Source organism: Gordonia sp. 852002-50816_SCH5313054-c, assembly GCF_001665925.1.
Taxonomy (GTDB): domain Bacteria; phylum Actinomycetota; class Actinomycetes; order Mycobacteriales; family Mycobacteriaceae; genus Gordonia; species Gordonia jacobaea.
This window is the reverse complement of the sequence record NZ_LZTE01000068.1, coordinates 131,938-152,019: the sequence shown is the minus strand read 5'-3', so window position 1 is coordinate 152,019 and position 20,082 is coordinate 131,938. Positions and strand designations below refer to the sequence as shown.

Genomic DNA, 20,082 nt, shown 5'->3' with positions numbered 1-20,082 from the left:
GCCTGATCGATGCCGAAGATCATCCCGATCGAGTTCTCCGGTTCGCCGACGCCGACGCTGGGCGTCGAGTGGGAGTTCGCACTCACCGACAAGGTGTCCGGCGATCTGTCGAACTCGGCGGCGGAGCTGTTCACCGAGGTCGGTCGTCGTGCCCCCGACCGTGCGGGCAAGGTTCACAAGGAGTTGCTGCGCAACACCGTCGAGTTGGTGACCGGTGTGAGTACGACGACGCGTGAGGCGATCGACGACCTCTCGGCGACGCTCGACGTCGTGCGGTCGATCACCGACGGGCTCGGTGTCGACCTGTATGGCGCAGGCACGCATCCGTTCGCGGAGTGGTCGACGCAGTTGCTCACCGAGGGACACCGGTACGCGGAGTTGATCAATCGCACCCAGTGGTGGGGCAGGCAGATGCTGATCTGGGGTGTCCACGTGCACGTCGGCATCGACCGACGCGACAAGGTCCTACCGATCCTGACGTCGCTGCTCAACTACTACCCGCACCTCCTCGCGCTCTCGTCGTCGTCTCCGATGTGGTCGGGTCAGGACACCGGCTACGCGAGCAACCGCGCCATGATGTTCCAGCAGTTGCCCACCGCGGGGCTACCGTTCCAATTCCAGACGTGGCACGAGTTCGAGGCGTTCGTCGCCGACCAGAAGACGACGGGAATCATCGACCATCTCAACGAGATTCGGTGGGACATCCGTCCCTCACCGCACCTGGGCACCATCGAGGTGCGGGTGTGCGACGGGATGACGAACCTGGTGGAGCTGTCCGGGATCGTCGCGCTCATCCACTGCCTCGTCGTCGATCTCGATCGTCGGCTGTCGGCGGGTGAGGAACTGCCGCACATGGCGCCGTGGTTGGTGCAGGAGAACAAGTGGCGAGCCGCGCGTTACGGCCTCGAGGCCATCGTCATCCTCGACTCCGATTGCGATGAACGACTCGTGACCGACGACCTCACCGTGCTGCTCAAACGACTCGAGCCCATCGCCGAGGAACTCGGGTGCATCGATGAACTGGCGCGCGTGGTCGACATCGTCGATCACGGAGCCAGCTATCAGCGGCAGCGCAGCGTCCACGAGCGCACCGGTGACATGCGCGCCGTGGTCGCGTCAGTGGTCTCAGAACTGGATTGAAAACCCGCGGGTGACGCTGCCCGTGGCATTCTCGGTTGTCGCGAAATCACGTTTTGCGTACATAGCGTGCGTGGTCGATTTTGGCGTTGTCATCGGTTTCACTTCTCGCTTTGCGGTCGGCAACCGGCACAATCAAGGGGTCGACCTTAAAACCCTCTGAAGGAAATCAGCCATGCATGCTGTTGTGCCCTTGTCGAGTCCTGCCCCGAACATCGCCGGCCCGCTCGATCCGATCGTCGTCCCGGACGCGACGAGCGATGCGACGATGGTCGTCGCATCGCCGACAATCGTCCCCGACCTCTGGCGCCAGTACCTCGACGGCGCTCACGCCGCGTACTCCGCTCGTGGCGTCGACGATGCGCTCGACTACGACGCCATCAGCGACGGCTCGAGTACCACGCTGTTCTGCGCGGTGCTCGATACCGCCGGGGACATCGTCGGTGGCCTGCGTGTTCAGGGACCGTACACGCTGCCGCATCAGTCGCATGCCGTCACCGAATGGGATGGCCAACCGGGGCAGTCGGAGCTGATCAGAGCGATCGGTGCGCGTCTGGCGGGAGGCCTGATCGAGGTGAAGTCGGCGTTCGTCGATCCGACGTCGAGCGACGCGGCGGCAGCCGCGGGCTTTCTTGCCCGCACACCGTTGATCGTGATGGCGGCCACCGGCACGCGACACATGCTCGCCACCGCGGCCGACTATGTGCTCGCCAGGTGGGAATCGGGTGGCGGTCGGGTTGATACCGACATTCCATACACGCCGTATCCCGACGAAAGGTATCGGACGCAGGCAATGTTCTGGGACCGCGACCTACTCGCACGTCATGCGAAACCGTCGGTGTGGCGAACAATGTGTACCGAATTCAGGCAAATTTCCCACACATTCGACGCTGGATCCGTCGACGTCGCGTGAAACACATCACCGACGCTATTCGGAAGTGAGCGGCCCGCTGGTCTTCGGTCGTTCACTCGTGCTCTCGCTGAAGACCTCGGCGAACACGTCGGGGGTCAGTTCGTTCCACTGCAATTCGTGGTACTCGCGTTGCGCCAGAATCATGCGCTCGATGTCGAGGACGTAGCGTCCGGACATCACCGGACGACCGCACACGATGTTGCGCGCGGCCGCGGCCGCGATACCACCCGACATTGCCGCGGTGGAGCCCAACTGCGGCCAGGAGGCGAGACTTCGACCGACCTGACTGGCGGAGAACGCCATACGCGACGTCAGATTGTCGCCGACGATGGCCATGGCCATGTCGAGGCGCTGCACCGGGTCCGCAGCGTCGGCGGCGCTGAAGTTCTCGCCGCGTCCGTGGAAGATCGGGTACTCGGGATCGAGATCGTATCGTTCGATGTCGAGCATCACGTTCTCGCCGATGTCGGTGACGCTGACCACCGGAATGCGCGCCGCGCGTGCCCGACGACGCATGTCGATCTTCATCGCGATGTCGTCGATCTCCTCGATGATCACCGAGACCGGCTTGCCCGTCGCCACGCCGAGGAAGGCGTCGGCGACGTCGGTCGAATAGCCGTGCACGAACTGTGTCACCGACGAGTACGGATCGCCCTCGAGGATGCGTCGTTCTGCGATGTCGACCTTGGCGAGCCCGACGTCGCAGATCGAGGTCGTCATGCGGTTGAGGTTGGTCGGTGAGAGTCGATCGGAGTCGGCGATGTGGAAACTGCGGGCACCGGTCAGCGCGCACGACGCCAACGCCGACGACCCGACCGAAAGGCCTGCGACGGCGACGGTCGCGTCGCGCCACGCCTCCTGCTCGGAAGTGGTCAGCAGGAATCGGTTGCGCGCGGTCTTGAGCCGATAGAACAGCTCGGCGTCGGGCATCCGGACGACCGTGTTGCGCCAGTCGATCACGACGTACCGTGTTCGGTCGTCGATGACGGCGGGATCGCCGAAGTCGACGAGGGCGTCCGGCGCGGGCCCCGGCTCGACATGCTCGAGCGCATCGAGCGCGCGAAGCTCTTCGAGCGCGGCGGGCCACATGTCGACCAGTTCGCGACGTGACGAGTCGGTGAGCTGCGCGATCCGCGCGGCGTCGTAGTAGGGGTGCAGGATCTCGATCATCGACTCTCTCCTGTTCCACTCGTTGCCGATGACCGTGGCAGTCACGGAGTCGGGCGGTGTGTCGGGTCCAGACCTCGCCGGAGCCGGGGTCGGTGCAGTACCGGCCTGCGCCGCCTTCATGTCGTCCGAGTGCCCATTGACCTCGGCGATCGAGGAGACGACCGACCGGTTTCTACCAAGGTGTTTTGCTGCGTAGAGGAGATGGTCGGCGGGAGCGATTAGCTGGTCGAGGCTCCGCGAGGTCAGCGTGGAGTCGCCGTCGTGGAGTTCGGCGGGGTCGGCGGTCACACCGCCGACGCTGATCGTGACTCCCGCGTGTACATGCACCGTCAGACACAGCCGCGCAGCGATGTCGCGCAGTTGTGCCTCGTCGTCGACGGCCATCAGGATGGTGAACTCCTCGCCGCCCGTTCTCGCGACCAGAGCGTCGTCGGGGACGTTGTTGCCCAGCATGGTCGTCACGTCGACGAGGATCGCGTCGCCCGCGGCGTGACCGTGGGCGTCGTTGATGCGTTTGAAGTGATCGATGTCGATGACGAGCATCGCGATACATCTGCCCGCGCGGTTCGCGGCGCGGAAGATCGGTGTGGCGCCGTCGAAGAGACCGCGTCTGTTGAGAGCGCCGGTGAGTGGGTCGGTGATGCTCAGCCGTGCCTGTTCATCGATCAACGACGACAGCGTGCGACGCAGCATCGTGACCATGATCGTCGGGACCGCGATTGCCATCAGCACCGCGCCACCACCGACCGCGAAAGCGGTCACCGACGTGGCGCGTACGGCCATTACCCCACATGCGAGAGCCATTGCCGCGACCACGAAACCGACAACGAGATGCTGTGGCGACGCCATGGCGGTGAGTGCGGGCACCGCAGCGATGAGCACGAGAACCGCGATTGCCGAGCCGTTGTCGGCGATTACCGCAGCAGAAGCCGCGATGCCCAACATTCCACCGAAACCGTCAAGCGTGAACTGCTGATCACTGAGCTTGCCGGCGCGAATAGTGAGCGCGACCGAGAACAGCGTGAAAACCCCGACGAGTGCCAATACCCAGTGCGTACCGGGCATGAGAAAAGAATCCGACGCGAGCCCGAATGCGATGAGCGGGACAGCGCCGACCTGGCTGCACAGCATAGCGAGCGAGCGCTGATCAAACCGCTGCGCCACCGACGACACTTCTCACCTCCGCGTGTGCTCTTCGTTCGCGCAGTCGGGCGCGAGGACGAATCCCCTACATGATTGTGACCGAACACTGTGTAGCGTGCGACGCTTCACAGGCGATTGTGACGAGATCAGTCGATATCGCCGCGGTCCAACCGTTCTTTGGCGATCAATCCGTCCTGGGCACGTTGTTCCTGATATACCAGTCGCCCGATTCTATGCGCGATGACCGGTGCAGTGATGATGGCGAAGAGGCCGGCGAGAATCAACATTCCGACGTCGACGTTGTCGCCGAGTTGGATGATCGCGCCGAGGAGGATTTGCAGCAGTCCGAAGGTCTGAGGTTTGGTCGCCGCGTGCATGCGGCTCAGGGTGTCGGGGAAACGGAACACGCCGAGCGCCGCGGTGAACGCCATCAACGCGCCGAGTATGAGGAAGACCGAGCTGATGATGTCGACGATCATGGTCGTTGCCCCCTCACGTCTGGTCGTCCCGGACTCGGAATCGGGCGATCGCGATCGACCCGACGAAGCTGAGTAGTGCCAGCGCCACGACGCCGGGCACCACGGTGGTGTCGCCGCTGTAGGCCGCCCACACCGCGAGACCGCACATCGCGAGCGCGATGAGAGTGTCGAGGGCGACGAGACGGTCGAGAGTTGTCGGTCCCATGAGCGCGCGGGCAGCGGTGAGCACGGCTGCGACGAGCAGCAGCGTGGCCACGATCACCCAGACGACGCTCATTGGTTCTGCTCCGCTTTGATCGACGCCCGCTCGGCGGTGCGCACGTGGTGATAGTCATCGTCGATGCCGTGGTACGGACTCGGGTGCCATTCGCTGTCACGCTCGAACGCCTTGATGAACATCCGCTCGACGAACGCGATCTGCCGGTGGAACGCCCGCACCTTCTTGTCTGAGCGGACATCGAAGACGTGCACGTAGATCAGCCGTCGACGATGGTCGATCTCCAGCACCATCGTGCCGGGCACGAGATTGAGATAGTCGACGGCGAGGGTGAGCACCATGTCGGATTTGATTGCCACCCGCACCCGGATGACCGCACCGAGTGGGCGATAGCCGGGTCGGATCGCGGCCCACGCCACCTGCGCGCTCGACACGAAGAAGTCGACGATCAGCCGTGCGATGAGCCAGAGCACCGACACGGGGTGGATACGGCCCTCGACCGGAACCCGCGGCAGCGGCAGCACGATGGAGATGACCAGCGCGAGCACGACGCCACCGATGATGTTGGCCCACGACACCGTGCCCCACAGCAGCACCCAGACAAAGGTGAGCCAGGCGAGGACCCACAAGCGGACGGCCAGTTCGCGGCCGTCGCTCGCGATTCGGCCGGGAAGCCGGATGTGTTCGCGAAGCCACACGAATACCCGGACGGTGTTCCAGAAGATGAACAGCAGCGACACGCGCCACGCATTGACGAGGAACGATCTCACGGGCCCCTTGCCGGGCGCGCGTACCGCCCCGGAGCTGCGGCGTCGGGGGTCTTGGTTGCCCTGGTCCTGGCTCGTCATCTGTCACCTCCCAGCACGCTGACGATGTAGTTGTCGCGGTCGGATATGTTGTCGGCCGCGCTGTCGGTGAAGCGCAGGATCGGGCCTGCCCAGAAGGTCAGCACGAGACCGGCCGCGACCATCAGCGCGGTCGGTACCACCATCGACGTCGGCATGCGGCCGACGTCTTCGCGGTCGTCGAAGGAGATGTCGGCACGCTCGTCGATGAGGGCAGACGGTGCGCTGTCGGCGAGCTCGCCCTCGGGAGCGTCGGCACGCGGTCGCCAGAACGCCTTGGTCCACACGCGGGCCATCACGTAAAGGGTCAACAGGCTGGTGATCACCGAACCGGCAACCAACAACCACGCGAGCACCGACCCGTCGCGAGTGCCCGCCTCGAGCAATCCGACCTTGCCGATGAACCCGGAGAACGGGGGGATACCGCCGAGGTTGAGGGCCGGGATCAAGAAGAGTCCTGCGAGCAGGGGACTCGCGATCAGGCCGCCGAGCCTGCGCAACGACGCAGAGCCCGCCTGTCGTTCGATCAGGCCGACGACCAGGAACAGCGTCGTCTGCACGAGGATGTGGTGCGCGACGTAGTAGATCGCCGCGGACAGTCCCAGTCGCGACGACAGCGCGATGCCGAAGATCATGTAGCCGATGTGCGAGACGAGCGTGAACGACAACAGGCGCTTGATGTCGGACTGCGCGATCGCACCGAAGATGCCGATCAGCATCGTCAGCAGCCCCGCGACCATCAGGATCGAATCCATCGATCCGCCGGGGAACAGCAGCGTATGTGTGCGCATGATCGCGTACACACCGACTTTGGTCAGCAAGCCTGCGAACACCGCGGTGACCGGGGCGGGAGCCGTCGGATACGAGTCGGGCAGCCACGACGACAGCGGGAACACGGCGGCCTTGATACCGAATGCGACGAGGAGCACCGCGTAGAGCGCGTTGCGGGTGCCCTCGGCCACGGTGTCGAGTCGCAGTGCCATCTCGGCGAGGTTCAGCGTGCCGGTCGTCGCGTAGGCGAACGCGATCCCTGCGAGGAAGATCAGCGACGAGAGCATCGACACCATCACGTACGACGCTCCTGCACGCACGCGCTCTCCGCTGGCACCGAGTGTGAGCAGCACGAAGCTCGCCGACAGCAGGATCTCGAACGAGACGAACAGGTTGAACAGGTCGCCGGCGAGGAAGGAGTTGCAGACGCCCGCGCACAGGATCAGATAGGTCGGCAGGAAGATCGACACCGGCTGCTGCGACGTGCCGTCGCGAATACCCTGCCCGATCGCGTAGCTCACCACGCACAGCAGCACCACCGTCGAGACCACCAGCATCAACGCCGCGAGCGGATCGACGACCAACGTGATCCCGAGCGGACCGTTCGGGTACCCCTTCGACCCCCACCCGCCGATATGGACCGAGAACGTTCCGTGTTCGTCGGTGAGGTAGAGCATCATGCCCGACGCAACAAGTGCGGTACCGATTGCGACGAGAGCGACAGCACGCTGCAGGATGGGGCTTCGACCGGCGAGCAGCGTGATCGCGGCACCGAGCAGCGGTACGAGCGTCGGCAGCGTGATGAGAACCGGAATCCACGAGGGCTGGGGGATCATCGATCGTCTCCCGGCTGCGGGGGATCACGCGGGTCGGCCGTTCCGGGATAGGGCTTGTCCGGATCCTGCAGATCGTTGCCCAGCGGCCACGTCATGTCGACGACGTCGAGGCCGGCTTCTGCGAGTTCGTCCTCCTCGCGCGAGACCTCATCGATGACGTCGTCATCGTCTGGCATGAGGTCGGTCTCGATCTTGGTCCGGTGCAGTGCGGCATACTCCTCGGGTGTCAGTGGGTTGCCTTCGTCGTCGAACAGGTCGCCGAGTGGTGTGTCGGCGCCGGTCTCGGGGTTGTCGCTGCGGTCGCGGTCCGGTGCGGTCTGCAGGTTCGTGTTGAGGACCTTGCGATCCTCCACGTCGTCTTCGAGGTCGTCGTCGTCTCGGTTGAGGACGAACAGGCGGTAGACCATCGCGAGGATGAACGCGGCGACACCCATCGTGATGACGATCGCCGTGAGGACCATCGCCTGCGCGAGAGGGTCGGCGTCCTGCGTGCGGTGATCCGACGTCCTGCCGAGGATCGGCGGATTTCCCGGAGGTCCCGCGAGGGTGATGATCAGCAGGTTGATGCCGTTTCCGACGAGCAGCAGACCCAACAGCATGCGGATCAGGCTGCGTTCCATGAGCAGATACGAGCCGCAGGCGGCGAGGATCGCGACGATGACGAGGAGTCCGAGATTCACGCTCATCGGCTTGCCTCCCCGGGTACGCGCATGATGGTGCCTGCCGGGATCGAGGTCTCGACGTCGAGACGCGCGCCGAGGCTGCGCAGGATGTCGAGCACCAGGCCGACCACGATCAGGTAGATGCCGAGGTCGAAGAACAGTGCGGTGACGATCTTGATGTCGCCGAGCAGCGGCAGCGTGACCTTGAGGACCGCCGACGACAGTGCGGGCGCACCGAGCAGCATCGATGTCGCCGCGGTGCCCGCGGAGATCAACAATCCTGTTCCGAGGAACTTGCCGGGTTCGATGGGTAGCGCCTCGCCGAGTTCGTAGCGGCCGCCCGCCAGATAGCGCAACACGAGTGCCAGTCCCATCGTGAGACCACCCGCGAACCCTCCGCCGGGAGCGTTGTGGCCCGCGAAGAAGAAGTAGATCGAGAGCACGACCATCGTCGGGAAGATCAGACGCGTCGTCGCCTCGAGCACCATCGACCGGTGGCGTGGGTCGCGGAACTCGCTGCCGCGCAGCCACGTCGTGCGATCCGGCGGGATCGGGTCGTCGTCTTCGTCGTTCTGGCCGTTCGGGTTGCCGTTGGGGCCATTCGCGAGCATGCGTGCGGCGTCGGACACGCGCGGTGCGGCACCGAACCTGCGGTTGCGGAACACCATCGACGCGACGCCCGTGGCTGCGACGATGAGGACGCTGATCTCGCCCATCGTGTCCCACGCGCGGATGTCGACGAGCAGCACGTTGACCGCGTTGGCGCCGTGGCCCCACTTGTACGCGGCTTCGGGGATGTCGACCGAGACAGGCTGTGAGTTGCGCGCGGCCGCGGCGAACAGGCCGATGACCACGAGGCTGACACCGACCGCTGCGCCGATGAGTGCGCGGACCGCCTTGAACCCCGTCGCGTGCCGCGGCTCGGGTTCTGCGGGCAGCTTGCGCAGGACCAGCACGAAGATGACCAGCGTGAGCGTCTCGACCAGGAACTGGGTGAGCGCGAGGTCGGGGGCGCCGTAGAGAGCGAACAGCACTCCGCAGCCGTAGCCCGTGACACCGACGATCAGTGTTGCGGCGAGTCGGTTGCGCAGCAGGACCGCCGCGATCGCCGCGGCGGCCATGATCCCACCGATCACCACCTCGATCGACGAGTCGAATCCGCGCGGCGAGAGTCGATCACGTGCACCGAGGAACAGCACTGTGACGGGCAGGATGATCGCGGTGCACATGATCACGCCCTGCGTGATGGGCAGCGAACCGCGCTGGGTGTTGCGCGTCAGTGTGAGCGAGAGAGAGTCGGCCGTGCGCAGCGTGGCGTCGTAGATGCGGTCGGCGTTGAGTAGCGGGCGGTAGCGGAACAGCACATCCCGAAGACGTCGGATCAGCATGAACAGCGCTGCGCCACCGACGATGACGATGATGGAGAAGACCACCGGCAGCCCGAAGCCGTGCCACATGGCCAGATGCTCGATCTTGTGGCCGTACGACGGCAGGGTCTCGGCGTAGGGCTCGAAGGCGGTGCCGATAAGCGGGCTCAGGAAAGCGGTGACGACACCGAGTACCGCGAGGATCGCGGGTGGCGTCTGGAACGCGACCGAGGGCGGATGCATCTGTGCGACGACGCGGCTCGGGAGCTGGCGCACCTTGCGACCGAACGCGCCCCACAGGAATCGCGTCGTGTACGCCATCGTGATGATCGACCCCGCCAACAAGACGTAGTCGACGGTCTCGGCCTGCCAGTGCTGCAGCGATCCGGTATCCCAGATCGAGGCGAACGCGGTCTCCTTGCCGACGAACCCCATGGTGAACGGCAACCCGGCCATGCTCGCACCCGCGATGGCGGCGATGAGGGCGAGGGCGGGCAGACGGTGGCCGAGGCGGGCCAGCTTGCGGATGTCGCGTGTGCCTGTCGAGTGGTCGATGATGCCGACGACCATGAACAGTGCGGCTTTGAACATCGCGTGCGCCACCAGCATCGCCAGCGCGGCCATCGCGACGTTCGCGTCGCCCATGCCGAACAACACGGCGAGGAAGCCGAGCTGCGACACAGTGCCGAACGCGAGGATGAGCTTGAGATCGAGTTCGCGAAGCGAGCGCCAGCCGCCGAGCAGCATGGTGAAACAGCCGAGCCCGATCGTCATGACCTGCCAACTGGTGAGGCCGGAGAAGCCGGGAGCCAACCGCCCGATCAGGTAGATGCCCGCCTTCACCATCGCCGCGGCGTGGAGGTACGCGCTGACCGGTGTCGGCGCGGCCATCGCGCCGGGCAGCCAGAAGTGGAACGGGACGATCGCGGACTTGCTGACGGCGCCGATCAGCACCAGCACGATCGCGACGTCGACAAAGATGCCGCTCGACGGCGGGTGCGCCACCAGGTCGGAAAGCAGATACGACCCGGTTCGTTCGCCGAGCATGATGATGCCGACGAGCATCGCGAGTCCGCCGAGGGTGGTCACGAGTAGTGCCTGCGTCGCGGATCTGCGCGAGGTGGCGCGGACGTGATAGAAGCCCACGAGCATGAACGACAACACCGTGGTGAGCTCCCAGAAGATATAGAGCATCAGCATGTTGTCGCTGGCGACGAGTCCGAACATCGCCGCTGCGAACGCAATCATCTCGCCACCGAAGATGGCGACCCGTGGGCGAGCGTCGTCGAAGTAATTGGCGCAGTAGCAGAGCACCAACGCCCCGACACCGAGGATCAGCACCGACATGATGGCCGTGAGCGTGTCGAAACGCATCACGAAATCCATCTGCAGCGTCGGAGCCCAGGTGACCGTCTCGACGCGAGGAGGATCGTGCGCGTGTGGCCAGTTGAGCAGGACCCAGATCAGTCCGCCGAGCGGAGCGAGCGCGAGTACGTAGAAACCCCTGGTGCCGAGCGCATGAACGATGGCGGGTGCGATGAGCGCACACACGGCCAACGCGGCCAACACCGAGATCAAAGGGCACTCCGTCTTTCGTCGTCTGGCGGGGTGTCACGGAGCAACTGCCCGCTCGACTATCTTACCGTTGCAGTCATGTCGCGCTTAGTCAGGTTCACAGTCGTTCTGCTGACGTGCACGCTTGCGCTGGTCATCGGTGCTTGCGGGTCCGACGAGGACAGCGGTCTCAAGGGAGTGGCACTACCGTCTGATTTTCCCTCCGATCAGGTTCCCCTGATCGACGGAACGGTGCTGACTGCGTCGGGTGATGCGACCAAGGGCTGGTCGGTGACGGTCCAGGCACCCGCGGGCGATTCCGGCGTCCTGGACACCGCGGTCAAGAAGTTGACCGACGCCGGCTACACCGAGTCGCAACGAACGTCGCAGAACGGACAGTCCGTCGTGGTGCTGACCGCGGACAAGGCAGGCAAGACGTACTGGGTGAGCGCGGGTGTCACCCCTGCCGCCGCGTCCGGCGGGTCGTCGGTGTTCTACACGATCACGACGAGCTGAGGTTCACAGCCGACTGCCAGAGAGTGGGCAGTCGGACGCAAGGGATGCCACGCACCGTGGACGGCACTGTTGATGCGTCATCAGCGCGCCGAACGTCGGCGCTGTTCGACGACGCACCCGAGCGCAGGGAGTCCCCACGATGTCCGCACCCACCACCGGAGAACACTCGACGAACCCCGAGTACCCGACGAATCCCGATCACCCGACGCCAGGGCAGTCGGCTTGGCAGGCGGAAGCGCCTCCGGCCGGTGACTCTGCGCAGCCACGAGCCGACCAGGTGCCGCCGAAGGTCAAGAACGCGATCATCGCAGGCGGGATCGGGCTGGCGGTCGGGTTCGGACTGCTCGGCTTCGGCGCGGGGTACGTCGTGGGCCACGACAACTCGTCGGGCCAGAGCCAGATGCGCGGCCCCGGGATGAACGGTGGCGGCATGAACGGGGGCGGGATGCCCGGCATGAACGGTGGTGGCATGAACGGTGGTGGCATGAATGGGGGCCAGATGCCTGGCATGAACGGCGGCACGGGCCAGAACGGGCAGCTTCCCAACGGTCAGCAGGGGCAGATGCCGAACGGCCAAGTGCCGAACGGCCAGCTGCCGAATGGCCAGCAGGGCCAGACCCCGAACGGGCAGGTGCCCAACGGCCAGCAGGGCCAGACCCCGAACGGGCAGGTGCCCAACGGCCAGCAGGGTCAGACCGGGCAGGCCGGCACCCAGACCAGCTGAACCCAGCCGTTCACTCGCCCCAGCTGTTCACTCACTCCGTCGGTCGGCGTAGGCGCGCAGATCCTCGACCTGTGCGGCGTCGAGTGACGGTCGCACCCGGGTGCGGGCGTCGACGACGTCGTCGGCGGTGACGGTCGCGGCGTCGATGTCGCGGCGCATGGCTGCCAGCGCCGCCTCGCGCAGCAGCGCGGCGCAGTCGGCGGCCGAGTAGCCCTCGAGGTCGGCGGCGAGCGCGTCGAGGTCGATGCCGTCGGCCAGGGGCACCTTGCGGCCCGACGTGCGCAGAATCTCCGCGCGGGCTTGCGCGTCCGGTGGCGGGACGAAGACCAATCGCTCCAGCCGCCCCGGACGTAGCAGTGCCGGGTCGATGAGGTCCGGCCGATTGGTCGCGCCGAGGACCACGACGTCCTGCAGCGGCTCGACGCCGTCGAGTTCGGTCAACAGCGCGGCCACGACGCGATCGCCGACGCCCGCATCGGTCGACTGGCCGCGACGCGGGGCGAGGGCGTCGACCTCGTCGAGAAAGATCAGCGACGGCGCCGATTCGCGTGCCGCGGCGAACAGGTCGCGCACCGCTTTCTCCGACGACCCGACCCACTTGTCCATGAGCTCGGCGCCCTTGACCATGTGCACCGAGAGCATGCCCGACGCCGCAAGCGCGCGTACGACGAAGGTCTTGCCGCAGCCGGGTGGTCCGTACAGGAGCACACCGCGCGGCGGCTCGACGCCGAGCCGTGTGAACGTGTCGGGGTGCTGCAGCGGCCAGAGCACGGTCTCGGTGAGAGCCTGCTTCGTCTCGGTCATGTCGCCGACGTCGTCGAGGGTGATGGACCCGACCGCGACCTCGGGGGTGCGTAGCCGCGAGACGGGTCGGATGACGTCGAGTGCCCCGATGAGATCATCGTCGGTGAGTGAGGGCGCCGCATCGCTGGCGCTTGCCCTCGCGGCCGCACGCAAGGCTGCCTCGCGCGCGAGCGCAGCCAAGTCGCCTGCGACGAAACCCGGTGTGCGCGCGGCGATGTGGTCGAGGTCGAGTGCACCGTCGGTGGGTACTCCGGTGAGGATCACCCCGAGTATCCGTGCGCGCCGGGCGGCGTCGGGTAGTCCGATGACGAGTTCGCGGTCGCACAGGTCGGGAGCGCGTAGGCGTTCGTCGAGCCCCGCGGGTTCAGCGCTGGTGACGATCAACGCGATGTGGTCGTCGGACGTCGACGTCGCGTCGGTGGGGCTGATCGCTGCGCGCAGTTCGTCGAGGATCAACGTCGAGACCGGCTCGGACTTCGCGGGCAGCAGGGCGTCGACGTCGGTGATCAGTAGCACCCCCGAGCCGGAGCGTCGGAGATCGGCGATCGCGTCGCTGACCGCGCGGAGGCGGGCCGAGGCCTCGAGCGATCCGATGGTTGGTCCGTCGATCGTCGTCAATGTCCTTGCGGCACAGACGGATCGCACAAGTGTCGCCTTCCCGGACCCTGCCGGACCGGAGAGCAGCACGCCGAGTCGGGGAGTGGCCCCGAGCGCGCGCAGTACGCCTGGCTCGTCGAGCGTGATGCTCAGCCACTCGGTGAGTTTCGCGACCTGCGCGTCGACCCCGACCAACTCCGATGCCGGGCGCACCACGTGCCCCGGCGATTCCGCACCCGGCGGTGTGGTGAGCCAACCGCGCCCGACCCCGCCTGCTGCCGCGCCGACGGCGCCGCGACTCTCGCCGACAACGCCGGGACTCGTGTCCGCGGCGCGAGGTGCTGCACCTACGCCGCCGCGTGCGGCGTCGACGCCATCCGACGCCCACAGCACGGCCGTCGACGGCTGCACGCTGACCGGCGACCCGGGATCGGTTGCGGTGACCGTCAGCAACTCGTTGGTCCAGGTGATCCCGACCGACAACGTGAGCGCGCGGGTCGCGGCGCTCGCGCTGAGTTCCGGACCGAGGTCGCGTGGAAGCAGCGACACCGCATCCCCGACCGACAGCACCTTGCCGAGGAGTGCACGCCGCAGCGTCGCCTCGTCGACGCCTCGACTCGCAACAGCAGAACCGGTGACGACGACCCGTGCCGCACCGTGCACGGCAACCTCGGAGAGCACGACGGAAGCGTTTTCCTTGATGCCCGCGTTGGAGAACGTGATGTCGTCGAGCAGTAGCGTGCCGGTCGGCGTCCCCGACGGTGCTGCCGCGACGACGGCTGCGGTGACCCGTGCACCCGTGATCGACACCGCGTCCCACTCGCGCAATCCGAGCGCCGTCAGCGCTTCGGGATGAGCGCGGACGATCCCGCGGCGCGAATCCGCAGCCGACGTATTGAGCCGAGCGGTCAGAGTGAGCTGCGCGTTCACCTGGCTTCACCGCCGGCAGGGGCGTCGGTGACAGGGGCGTCGGAAAGGGGGACGTCGGAAGCGGGGGCGTCGGAAACTGTGGTGTCGGAAACCGGGGCGTCGGAAACACTGTGCGGCGCCGTGGGTTCAGAGCCCGGGATGTGCAGGCCGAGTCGCGCGGTCGACTTGCGCGGTGGCAGCGTGCGGCGCGGCTGGCCGCGGGCGATCGCCCGACGTTCCGCCCGGCGCTCGGCGGGCGGGGCCTCCCAGTGTTCTGGCCGCGCCTGTACCCAGCGTCGACTGCGCCAGGCGAACGGAATGTGCACGGCGTATGCCGCCACCAGGATGATCATCAGCACGTATGGGTAGGTCAACAGCAGTGCTGCGCCGATCGCGACCAGGATCAACAGGCCCGCAAGCTTGCGCGGATGCACAGACGACGTCTTGAGCGATGCTGTCGGAACTCGACTGACCGCGAGCAGCGCCACTACGACCAACCACAATCCGACGACCAGCGGCGAGGTCCACCATCCGTCGCCGAACTGCTGGGCGAGCCCGATCGGCAGCAGGGCCACCAGGGCTGCTGCGGGCGCGGGGACACCGACAAAGAAGTCACGGGTGTAGCCGGGGGCATCGGTGTCGTCGAGCAGGGTGTTGAACCGCGCGAGCCGCAGCACGATCGCGCAGCAGTAGATCAGCGCGAATCCCCAGCCGAGGTCGTGTCCTTGCAGCAGATAGAGGTACACGATCAGTGCAGGCACGACGCCGAAGTTGATGGCATCGGCGAGTGAATCGATCTCGGCGCCGATCTTGGTGGTCGCGCCCATCAGCCGGGCCACCCGGCCGTCGATGCCGTCGAGCAGTGCCGCGGCGACGACGAGTGCCATCGCAAGGTCGACGTTGTCGTTGATGACAGCGCGTACCGCCGTCAAACCCGCGCAGATCGCGAGAATCGTCAGCGCCGACGGTACGAACATGCGGCCCGCTGCGGCCTGTCGCCGCAGTCTGCCCTGCTCGTCGTTCGATGCCGAGCCCCGGGGGACTCGACGTCGCGTCGACCTCATCGACGGATTGCGGTAGTGCAGCGGGGTGCGGTCTACGCCCGCTCGATTGTTGGTCGGCATGTCACCCGCCGTCGCGGACGCGGGTGGTATCCGAGGTACTCAGCGTGGCGAGCGGGGTCTCGGCGCCGACGGTGCGCTGCCCGACCAACACTCGTTGCTTCGTACCCGGCGGGAGGTAGACGTCGACGCGTGAGCCGAACCGGATGAGTCCGTAGGTGTCGCCGATGGAGAGGTGATCGCCGACCTTCGCGGTGCAGACGATTCGACGCGCAAGCAGGCCGGCGATCTGGACCACGGCGATGTCGGAGTCGCGGGGTGTCGGGTCGGGATCGTCGCCGTCGGAATCGTCCCCGCCGTCGGGGCGCACGACCATCGTCGTGCGCTCGTTTGCCGAACTCGCCTCCGGGAGGTCGGCGGACACGAACGAACCGGGCGTGTGCGTCACCGACAACACGCGACCGCTGATCGGGACGCGCTGCACGTGGACGTCGAAGATCGACAGGAACGTCGAGACGCGCGGTCGGGGCTGGTCGCCGAGACCCGATTCCGCTGGGGGCACGGCGTCGTCGACGAGGCTGACGATCCCGTCTGCCGGAGCCACCACGACGCCCGGCTCGGTCGGCGGAACCCGTGAGGGATGCCGGAAGAAGGCTGCGCACGCTCCTGCCGCGGCGGTCGCGGGTACCGCGATCCACCGATGTCGTCGACCAACCACCGCCACCGCCGATGCCGCAGCGACGAACGGGAGGCCTGCCGGGTGGATCGGGGGAAGGGTCTCGCGCGCAAGAGCAACGAGGTGCGTCGGGGTCAGGCCGGAACGGATCGGACCGTCGGATTCGGTTGCCGGATGTTGTGCTGATGCGTCCGGTCGCGGGCGCCTGGCCACCTGATCATCCTCCCGAGTCGGTCGCGCCGGAATTGCCCGTCGCGTCCGTACAGCTTAGCGATGCCAGACAGCTGCGGTTCCGGGGTCTGGGGGTCGCAGACGTCACAGAACGACGACGTCGACGACCGAACCCGCAGGCAATGCGGTGGTCGCGGCAGGGATGTCGATCAACGCGTTCGCCCCCGCGAGGTATCGCAGATGATGCGACCCCGGCGGACCTATCGGCTCGACGACCAGTTGGCCGTCGACGCCCGGGAGCAACGACTCGTCGACGACTCCGCGCATGAACTGCCTTTTGCCCTCCGGTGATCGGATGTCGCTGCCGAGCGTGGCTGCGACGCGCGGTCGGTCGGGTGACAGGCCCATCGCCGCGCGCAGGGGAGGACGGATGAACACCTCGAACGACACGAGTGAACTGACCGGATTTCCCGGCAACGTGATGATCGGGACGCGACGGCCGGCCGGGTTGAGGTGATGCCCACATCCCTGCGGCATCCCGGGCTGCATGGCCACCTTCACGAACTCGACCGGCCCGGCGTCGAGTGCCTCCTTGACCACCTCGTAGGCCCCGGCGCTCACGCCGCCGGAGGTGATGATCAGGTCCGCGTCGGCCGACGCCTCGTCGAGGCGCTCGAGGAAGTCCGCGACGTCGTCGGGCACGAAGTGAACGTGCCGCGCCAGTGCGCCCGCCTCGGTGAGTGCCGCGGTGAGCATGGCGCCGTTGGATTCGTAGATCTGACCGTGCTGCAACGATTTTCCCGGCTCGACGAGCTCGGAGCCGGTCGACAGCACCACAACCCGCAGCCGTCGGGCAACCGCGACGTCGGCGAGGCCGAGCGCCGAGAGGAGTCCGATCTGTGCCGCCCTGAGCACCGTGCCGGCGGGTAGCGCGACGTCGCCGCGCGCGATGTCGGAGCCTTCGCGTCGAATGTGCTTTCCCGCCTCGACGCCCGAGCTGAACCCGACCGTCGAGTCGGGCACGTGGTCGACAGAGAAGTCGCCGTCGGTGAGCTCCACCGGCACAACGGCGTCAGCGCCGTCGGGCAGCGGTGCGCCGGTCATGATCCGCGCGGTCGTCCCCGGTGCGAGTGTCACCAGACCCGTGCGGCCGGCAGGAATGTCGTCGACGACGGGCAGCCGGACCGGCTCCGCCGCACTGGCACCGGCGATGTCGTCGGCCCGCACCGCGTATCCGTCCATCGCGGAATTGTCGAAGGCGGGCATCGCGAATGCCGCGACGGCGTCGTCGACGGTGGCCATACCCAGCGCATCCGCAACCGCGACGCGGACCGTTTCCGGAGGCCCGAACAGCTCGCTGACGATCTTCTGATGCTCGGCGACGGAACGCATTGGCCCAGCATGCCACGTAGATCGAGCCCGTCCTGCGCTCGCGCCCGACGGGCACTAGATTCGATGCATGACGCTGGGGCTGCTGCTCGACATAGACGGGGTGATGGTCACCTCGTGGCATGCGCTGCCCGGCGCCGTCGAGGCGATCGAAGAACTCTCCGAGCGCGGCTACCCGCGAATGTTCTTGACCAACACCACATCACGGTCGCGATCACAGATCGCCGAAGCGCTCGGCAACTGCGGATTCGAGGTCGAACCCGACGAGATCCTCACCGCCGCCAAACTCACCGCCGAATTCCTGGCCCGCAACTATCCCGGCAAGCTCGCCTGGGTTCTCAACGAGGGACCGATCGCCGAGGACATGACCGGCGTCCCACTCACCGACGATCCGAACGAAGCTCAGGTCATCGTCCTCGGCGGCGCCGGGCCGGTTTTCACCCACACTGCGCTGTCGACAGTGCTGGAGAAGATGCTCGCCGGTACCCCGGTCGTCGCGATGCACCGTTCGATGATCTGGTCGACGGCCCGTGGACTCTCGATCGACACCGGCGTCTACCTCGAGGGCCTCGAGAAAGCCTCGGGTCGAAAGATCCGCGCGATCGGCAAGCCCTCGCCACTGGGCTTTCGCGCCGCCGTCGAACTCATGAATCTCGAGCCGACCCAGGTGGTGATGGTCGGCGACGACATGCACAACGACGTCCTCGGCGCCCAGGCCGCCGCACTCATCGGCGTGCTGGTGCGCACGGGCAAGTTTCGCGAAGACGCGCTGCGCGCCCTGCAGCGCGACGAGTTCGGGCCGGTGCCCGACCACATCATCGACTCCCTCGCCGACCTCCCGGCCCTGATCGAGAAGCTCGACGGCGCCTGAGCCTGCCCACTCGACCGTCTGGGGCGCCCACTCGACCGTCTCGGGCGCCCACTCGACGCGAAGTGCACCCGTCGACTGTGCGCTCGAGAGCGTCGACTGGGCGCTGTATCCGGCCGACTGGGCGCTCTATACCGTCGACTGGGCGCTGCATTCCGTCGACTGGGCGCTCTATCCCGTCGGCTGGGCGCTGTATCCGGCCGACTGTGCGTTCAGGCGGCCCGGGCGGTGCTCGATTCTGCGGCGCGCTTGATCTTGCCGAGGGTCTCGGCCATCCCGACCTTGAGCTCTTCCTCGAACGAGTCGGAGCCGCCGAACACGAGGTCGACGAGCGTCGACGACACCTTGGTGGTCTTGCCGCCCGCGGCTTCCCGACGTTCCGTCACCGTCACGCCGCCCGACGGGTTCGGCTCGATGGTGTAGCTCCACACCGTGTGGTTCTCCGCGACGCGGAACCCGATCTCCTGGTTGGGTGCGAACCGAACGACCTTCGACGTCGTCGGCCAGGCGAGCGGTCCGCGACGGTTGATGTTGACGGTGCGGGTGCCCAGCTTCACAGGCCCGCCGATGATGAACATCTTGGCGCACTGCGGACTCCACTCGCCCATGCGGGCGAGGTCGGAGATCACGGACCAGACCTGCGTGGGCGTGGCGTCGATGTCGATGGACTCTTCGATCAGTGCGGCGGTCATGGTTCCCCCGGGTTGTGCGTTGCGGACGGTCGATGACCGACGGTGTCGCCGGTCACAGCTCGCATCACCCTAGAACGCCTATTGTCGGACAGTCAATAAGGCTCAGACGATGAGCACGGTCCCGATCATCGCCGCGACGCCGACGAAGACCGCGGCAGAGATCCATCCCGCGGGATGCGCGTCGTTCTCGAGCAGGATGGTCCCGAGCTTGCCGGGCGTGAGCCAGTCGATGAGCACGAATGACCACATCATCACCGCGATGGTCAGCACCGCGTAGGCGAGCGTGTAGAGCAGCGCCTTCCACAACACGAGGGTCACCGTGTCGACCACCGAGGCGACCAGCACGAACGCGATTCCGACGACCATCGACGTCGTCAGGATCATCGCGTTGCGGTTGTTGTCCACCCAGACGAGCTGCCGAAGTCGGCCCGGCGTCACGAGGTCGAGGGCGCCGAACCCGACGACCATGAGCGCAACCCCCAGGAGGCTGAACGACGCACCCCAGGCCAGATTGGTGCCGAACACTGCGTCCACCTGTGATCTCCCCTCGTCGCCGACCCTCTGGTCGGTGCGTGGTCGCC

Annotated in this window: 18 protein-coding genes; 5 read left to right on the top strand and 13 right to left on the bottom strand. The window is 66.6% G+C overall.

The features are described 5' to 3' along the window. Positions 1–9: 9 nt before the first annotated feature. Complete coding sequence (locus tag A5788_RS18300; protein WP_049697569.1) at positions 10–1,140, top strand: glutamate--cysteine ligase; 1,131 nt, start codon at positions 10–12, stop codon at positions 1,138–1,140. Positions 1,141–1,312: 172 nt separating this feature from the next. Beyond that, entirely contained in the window at positions 1,313–2,050 is a 738-nt protein-coding gene (locus A5788_RS18295; RefSeq protein ID WP_064869075.1) for a hypothetical protein, read from the top strand. A gap of 15 nt (positions 2,051–2,065) precedes the next feature. On the opposite strand, the gene A5788_RS18290 is transcribed toward A5788_RS18295, so the two are convergent. From A5788_RS18290 to A5788_RS18260, 7 genes are all read right to left on the bottom strand, one after another. Continuing rightward, on the bottom strand, positions 2,066–4,384 hold the full coding sequence (locus A5788_RS18290; protein ID WP_231894131.1) for a diguanylate cyclase: 2,319 nt from the start codon (positions 4,382–4,384) through the stop codon (positions 2,066–2,068). 125 nt (positions 4,385–4,509) lie between these two features. Beyond that, positions 4,510–4,842: a monovalent cation/H(+) antiporter subunit G gene (mnhG, locus tag A5788_RS18285; protein WP_064869081.1), complete on the bottom strand. Its 333-nt coding sequence runs from the start codon at positions 4,840–4,842 to the stop codon at positions 4,510–4,512. Positions 4,843–4,855: 13 nt separating this feature from the next. Beyond that, the gene (locus A5788_RS18280; protein WP_049697570.1) at positions 4,856–5,119 is read right to left on the bottom strand and encodes a monovalent cation/H+ antiporter complex subunit F; all 264 of its coding nucleotides are present in this window, start codon (positions 5,117–5,119) and stop codon (positions 4,856–4,858) included. Further along, the gene (locus tag A5788_RS18275) at positions 5,116–5,907 is read right to left on the bottom strand and encodes a Na+/H+ antiporter subunit E (protein ID WP_049697571.1); all 792 of its coding nucleotides are present in this window, start codon (positions 5,905–5,907) and stop codon (positions 5,116–5,118) included. The genes A5788_RS18280 and A5788_RS18275 overlap by 4 nt, the downstream gene beginning before the upstream one ends. Beyond that, positions 5,904–7,511 (bottom strand): Na+/H+ antiporter subunit D, encoded by a 1,608-nt coding sequence (locus A5788_RS18270; RefSeq protein ID WP_049697572.1) that lies wholly within the window; start codon positions 7,509–7,511, stop codon positions 5,904–5,906. Before A5788_RS18270 ends, A5788_RS18275 begins: the two co-directional genes overlap by 4 nt. Continuing rightward, on the bottom strand, positions 7,508–8,197 hold the full coding sequence (locus tag A5788_RS18265) for a Na(+)/H(+) antiporter subunit C (protein WP_049697573.1): 690 nt from the start codon (positions 8,195–8,197) through the stop codon (positions 7,508–7,510). The genes A5788_RS18270 and A5788_RS18265 overlap by 4 nt, the downstream gene beginning before the upstream one ends. After that, positions 8,194–11,118, bottom strand: coding sequence for a Na+/H+ antiporter subunit A (locus A5788_RS18260; RefSeq protein ID WP_064869084.1), 2,925 nt, complete (start codon positions 11,116–11,118; stop codon positions 8,194–8,196). Before A5788_RS18260 ends, A5788_RS18265 begins: the two co-directional genes overlap by 4 nt. 75 nt (positions 11,119–11,193) lie before the next feature. Here A5788_RS18260 and A5788_RS18255 point away from each other — a divergent pair, with 75 nt between their 5' ends. Continuing rightward, the gene (locus A5788_RS18255; protein ID WP_049697575.1) at positions 11,194–11,610 is read left to right on the top strand and encodes a hypothetical protein; all 417 of its coding nucleotides are present in this window, start codon (positions 11,194–11,196) and stop codon (positions 11,608–11,610) included. Positions 11,611–11,749: 139 nt separating this feature from the next. Beyond that, positions 11,750–12,334 carry a hypothetical protein gene (locus A5788_RS18250; protein ID WP_064869087.1) on the top strand — a complete coding sequence of 195 codons (585 nt, stop codon included), beginning with the start codon at positions 11,750–11,752 and terminating at the stop codon, positions 12,332–12,334. Between the two features lie 27 nt (positions 12,335–12,361). Here A5788_RS18250 and A5788_RS18245 read toward each other — a convergent pair whose 3' ends face one another. The 4 genes from A5788_RS18245 to moeA form a co-directional block, all read right to left on the bottom strand. After that, a complete protein-coding gene (locus tag A5788_RS18245) occupies positions 12,362–14,665 on the bottom strand; it encodes an AAA family ATPase (protein ID WP_064869090.1) in 2,304 nt (767 codons plus the stop codon). After that, complete coding sequence (locus tag A5788_RS18240) at positions 14,662–15,768, bottom strand: CDP-alcohol phosphatidyltransferase family protein (RefSeq protein ID WP_442902869.1); 1,107 nt, start codon at positions 15,766–15,768, stop codon at positions 14,662–14,664. The genes A5788_RS18245 and A5788_RS18240 overlap by 4 nt, the downstream gene beginning before the upstream one ends. Before the next feature lies 1 nt (position 15,769). After that, positions 15,770–16,594, bottom strand: coding sequence for a phosphatidylserine decarboxylase (locus tag A5788_RS18235; RefSeq protein ID WP_442902870.1), 825 nt, complete (start codon positions 16,592–16,594; stop codon positions 15,770–15,772). A gap of 102 nt (positions 16,595–16,696) precedes the next feature. Next, on the bottom strand, positions 16,697–17,944 hold the full coding sequence (moeA, locus tag A5788_RS18230; RefSeq protein WP_064869093.1) for a molybdopterin molybdotransferase MoeA: 1,248 nt from the start codon (positions 17,942–17,944) through the stop codon (positions 16,697–16,699). A 67-nt stretch (positions 17,945–18,011) separates the two neighbouring features. Here moeA and A5788_RS18225 point away from each other — a divergent pair, with 67 nt between their 5' ends. Beyond that, positions 18,012–18,812 (top strand): HAD-IIA family hydrolase, encoded by an 801-nt coding sequence (locus A5788_RS18225; RefSeq protein WP_049697580.1) that lies wholly within the window; start codon positions 18,012–18,014, stop codon positions 18,810–18,812. A 209-nt stretch (positions 18,813–19,021) separates the two neighbouring features. Here the strand turns inward: A5788_RS18225 and A5788_RS18220 are convergent, their stop codons facing one another. Both A5788_RS18220 and A5788_RS18215 read right to left on the bottom strand, forming a co-directional pair. Then, positions 19,022–19,501 carry an SRPBCC family protein gene (locus A5788_RS18220; RefSeq protein ID WP_049697581.1) on the bottom strand — a complete coding sequence of 160 codons (480 nt, stop codon included), beginning with the start codon at positions 19,499–19,501 and terminating at the stop codon, positions 19,022–19,024. Between the two features lie 102 nt (positions 19,502–19,603). After that, the gene (locus tag A5788_RS18215) at positions 19,604–20,035 is read right to left on the bottom strand and encodes a DUF350 domain-containing protein (RefSeq protein WP_005206677.1); all 432 of its coding nucleotides are present in this window, start codon (positions 20,033–20,035) and stop codon (positions 19,604–19,606) included. Positions 20,036–20,082: the final 47 nt, after the last annotated feature.

Excerpts from the sequence above, each read along its gene's own strand:
- A5788_RS18220 (WP_049697581.1), bottom strand. The coding sequence starts at position 19,501 with ATGACCGCCGCACTGATCGAAGAGTCCATCGACATCGACGCCACGCCC.
- A5788_RS18275 (WP_049697571.1), bottom strand. The coding sequence starts at position 5,907 with ATGACGAGCCAGGACCAGGGCAACCAAGACCCCCGACGCCGCAGCTCC.
- A5788_RS18300 (WP_049697569.1), top strand. The coding sequence starts at position 10 with ATGCCGAAGATCATCCCGATCGAGTTCTCCGGTTCGCCGACGCCGACG.
- A5788_RS18280 (WP_049697570.1), bottom strand. The coding sequence starts at position 5,119 with ATGAGCGTCGTCTGGGTGATCGTGGCCACGCTGCTGCTCGTCGCAGCC.
- A5788_RS18240 (WP_442902869.1), bottom strand. The coding sequence starts at position 15,768 with ATGCCGACCAACAATCGAGCGGGCGTAGACCGCACCCCGCTGCACTAC.
- A5788_RS18255 (WP_049697575.1), top strand. The coding sequence starts at position 11,194 with ATGTCGCGCTTAGTCAGGTTCACAGTCGTTCTGCTGACGTGCACGCTT.
- A5788_RS18250 (WP_064869087.1), top strand. The coding sequence starts at position 11,750 with ATGTCCGCACCCACCACCGGAGAACACTCGACGAACCCCGAGTACCCG.
- A5788_RS18225 (WP_049697580.1), top strand. The coding sequence starts at position 18,012 with ATGACGCTGGGGCTGCTGCTCGACATAGACGGGGTGATGGTCACCTCG.
- A5788_RS18270 (WP_049697572.1), bottom strand. The coding sequence starts at position 7,511 with ATGATCCCCCAGCCCTCGTGGATTCCGGTTCTCATCACGCTGCCGACG.
- A5788_RS18265 (WP_049697573.1), bottom strand. The coding sequence starts at position 8,197 with ATGAGCGTGAATCTCGGACTCCTCGTCATCGTCGCGATCCTCGCCGCC.
- A5788_RS18295 (WP_064869075.1), top strand. The coding sequence starts at position 1,313 with ATGCATGCTGTTGTGCCCTTGTCGAGTCCTGCCCCGAACATCGCCGGC.
- mnhG (WP_064869081.1), bottom strand. The coding sequence starts at position 4,842 with ATGATCGTCGACATCATCAGCTCGGTCTTCCTCATACTCGGCGCGTTG.
- moeA (WP_064869093.1), bottom strand. The coding sequence starts at position 17,944 with ATGCGTTCCGTCGCCGAGCATCAGAAGATCGTCAGCGAGCTGTTCGGG.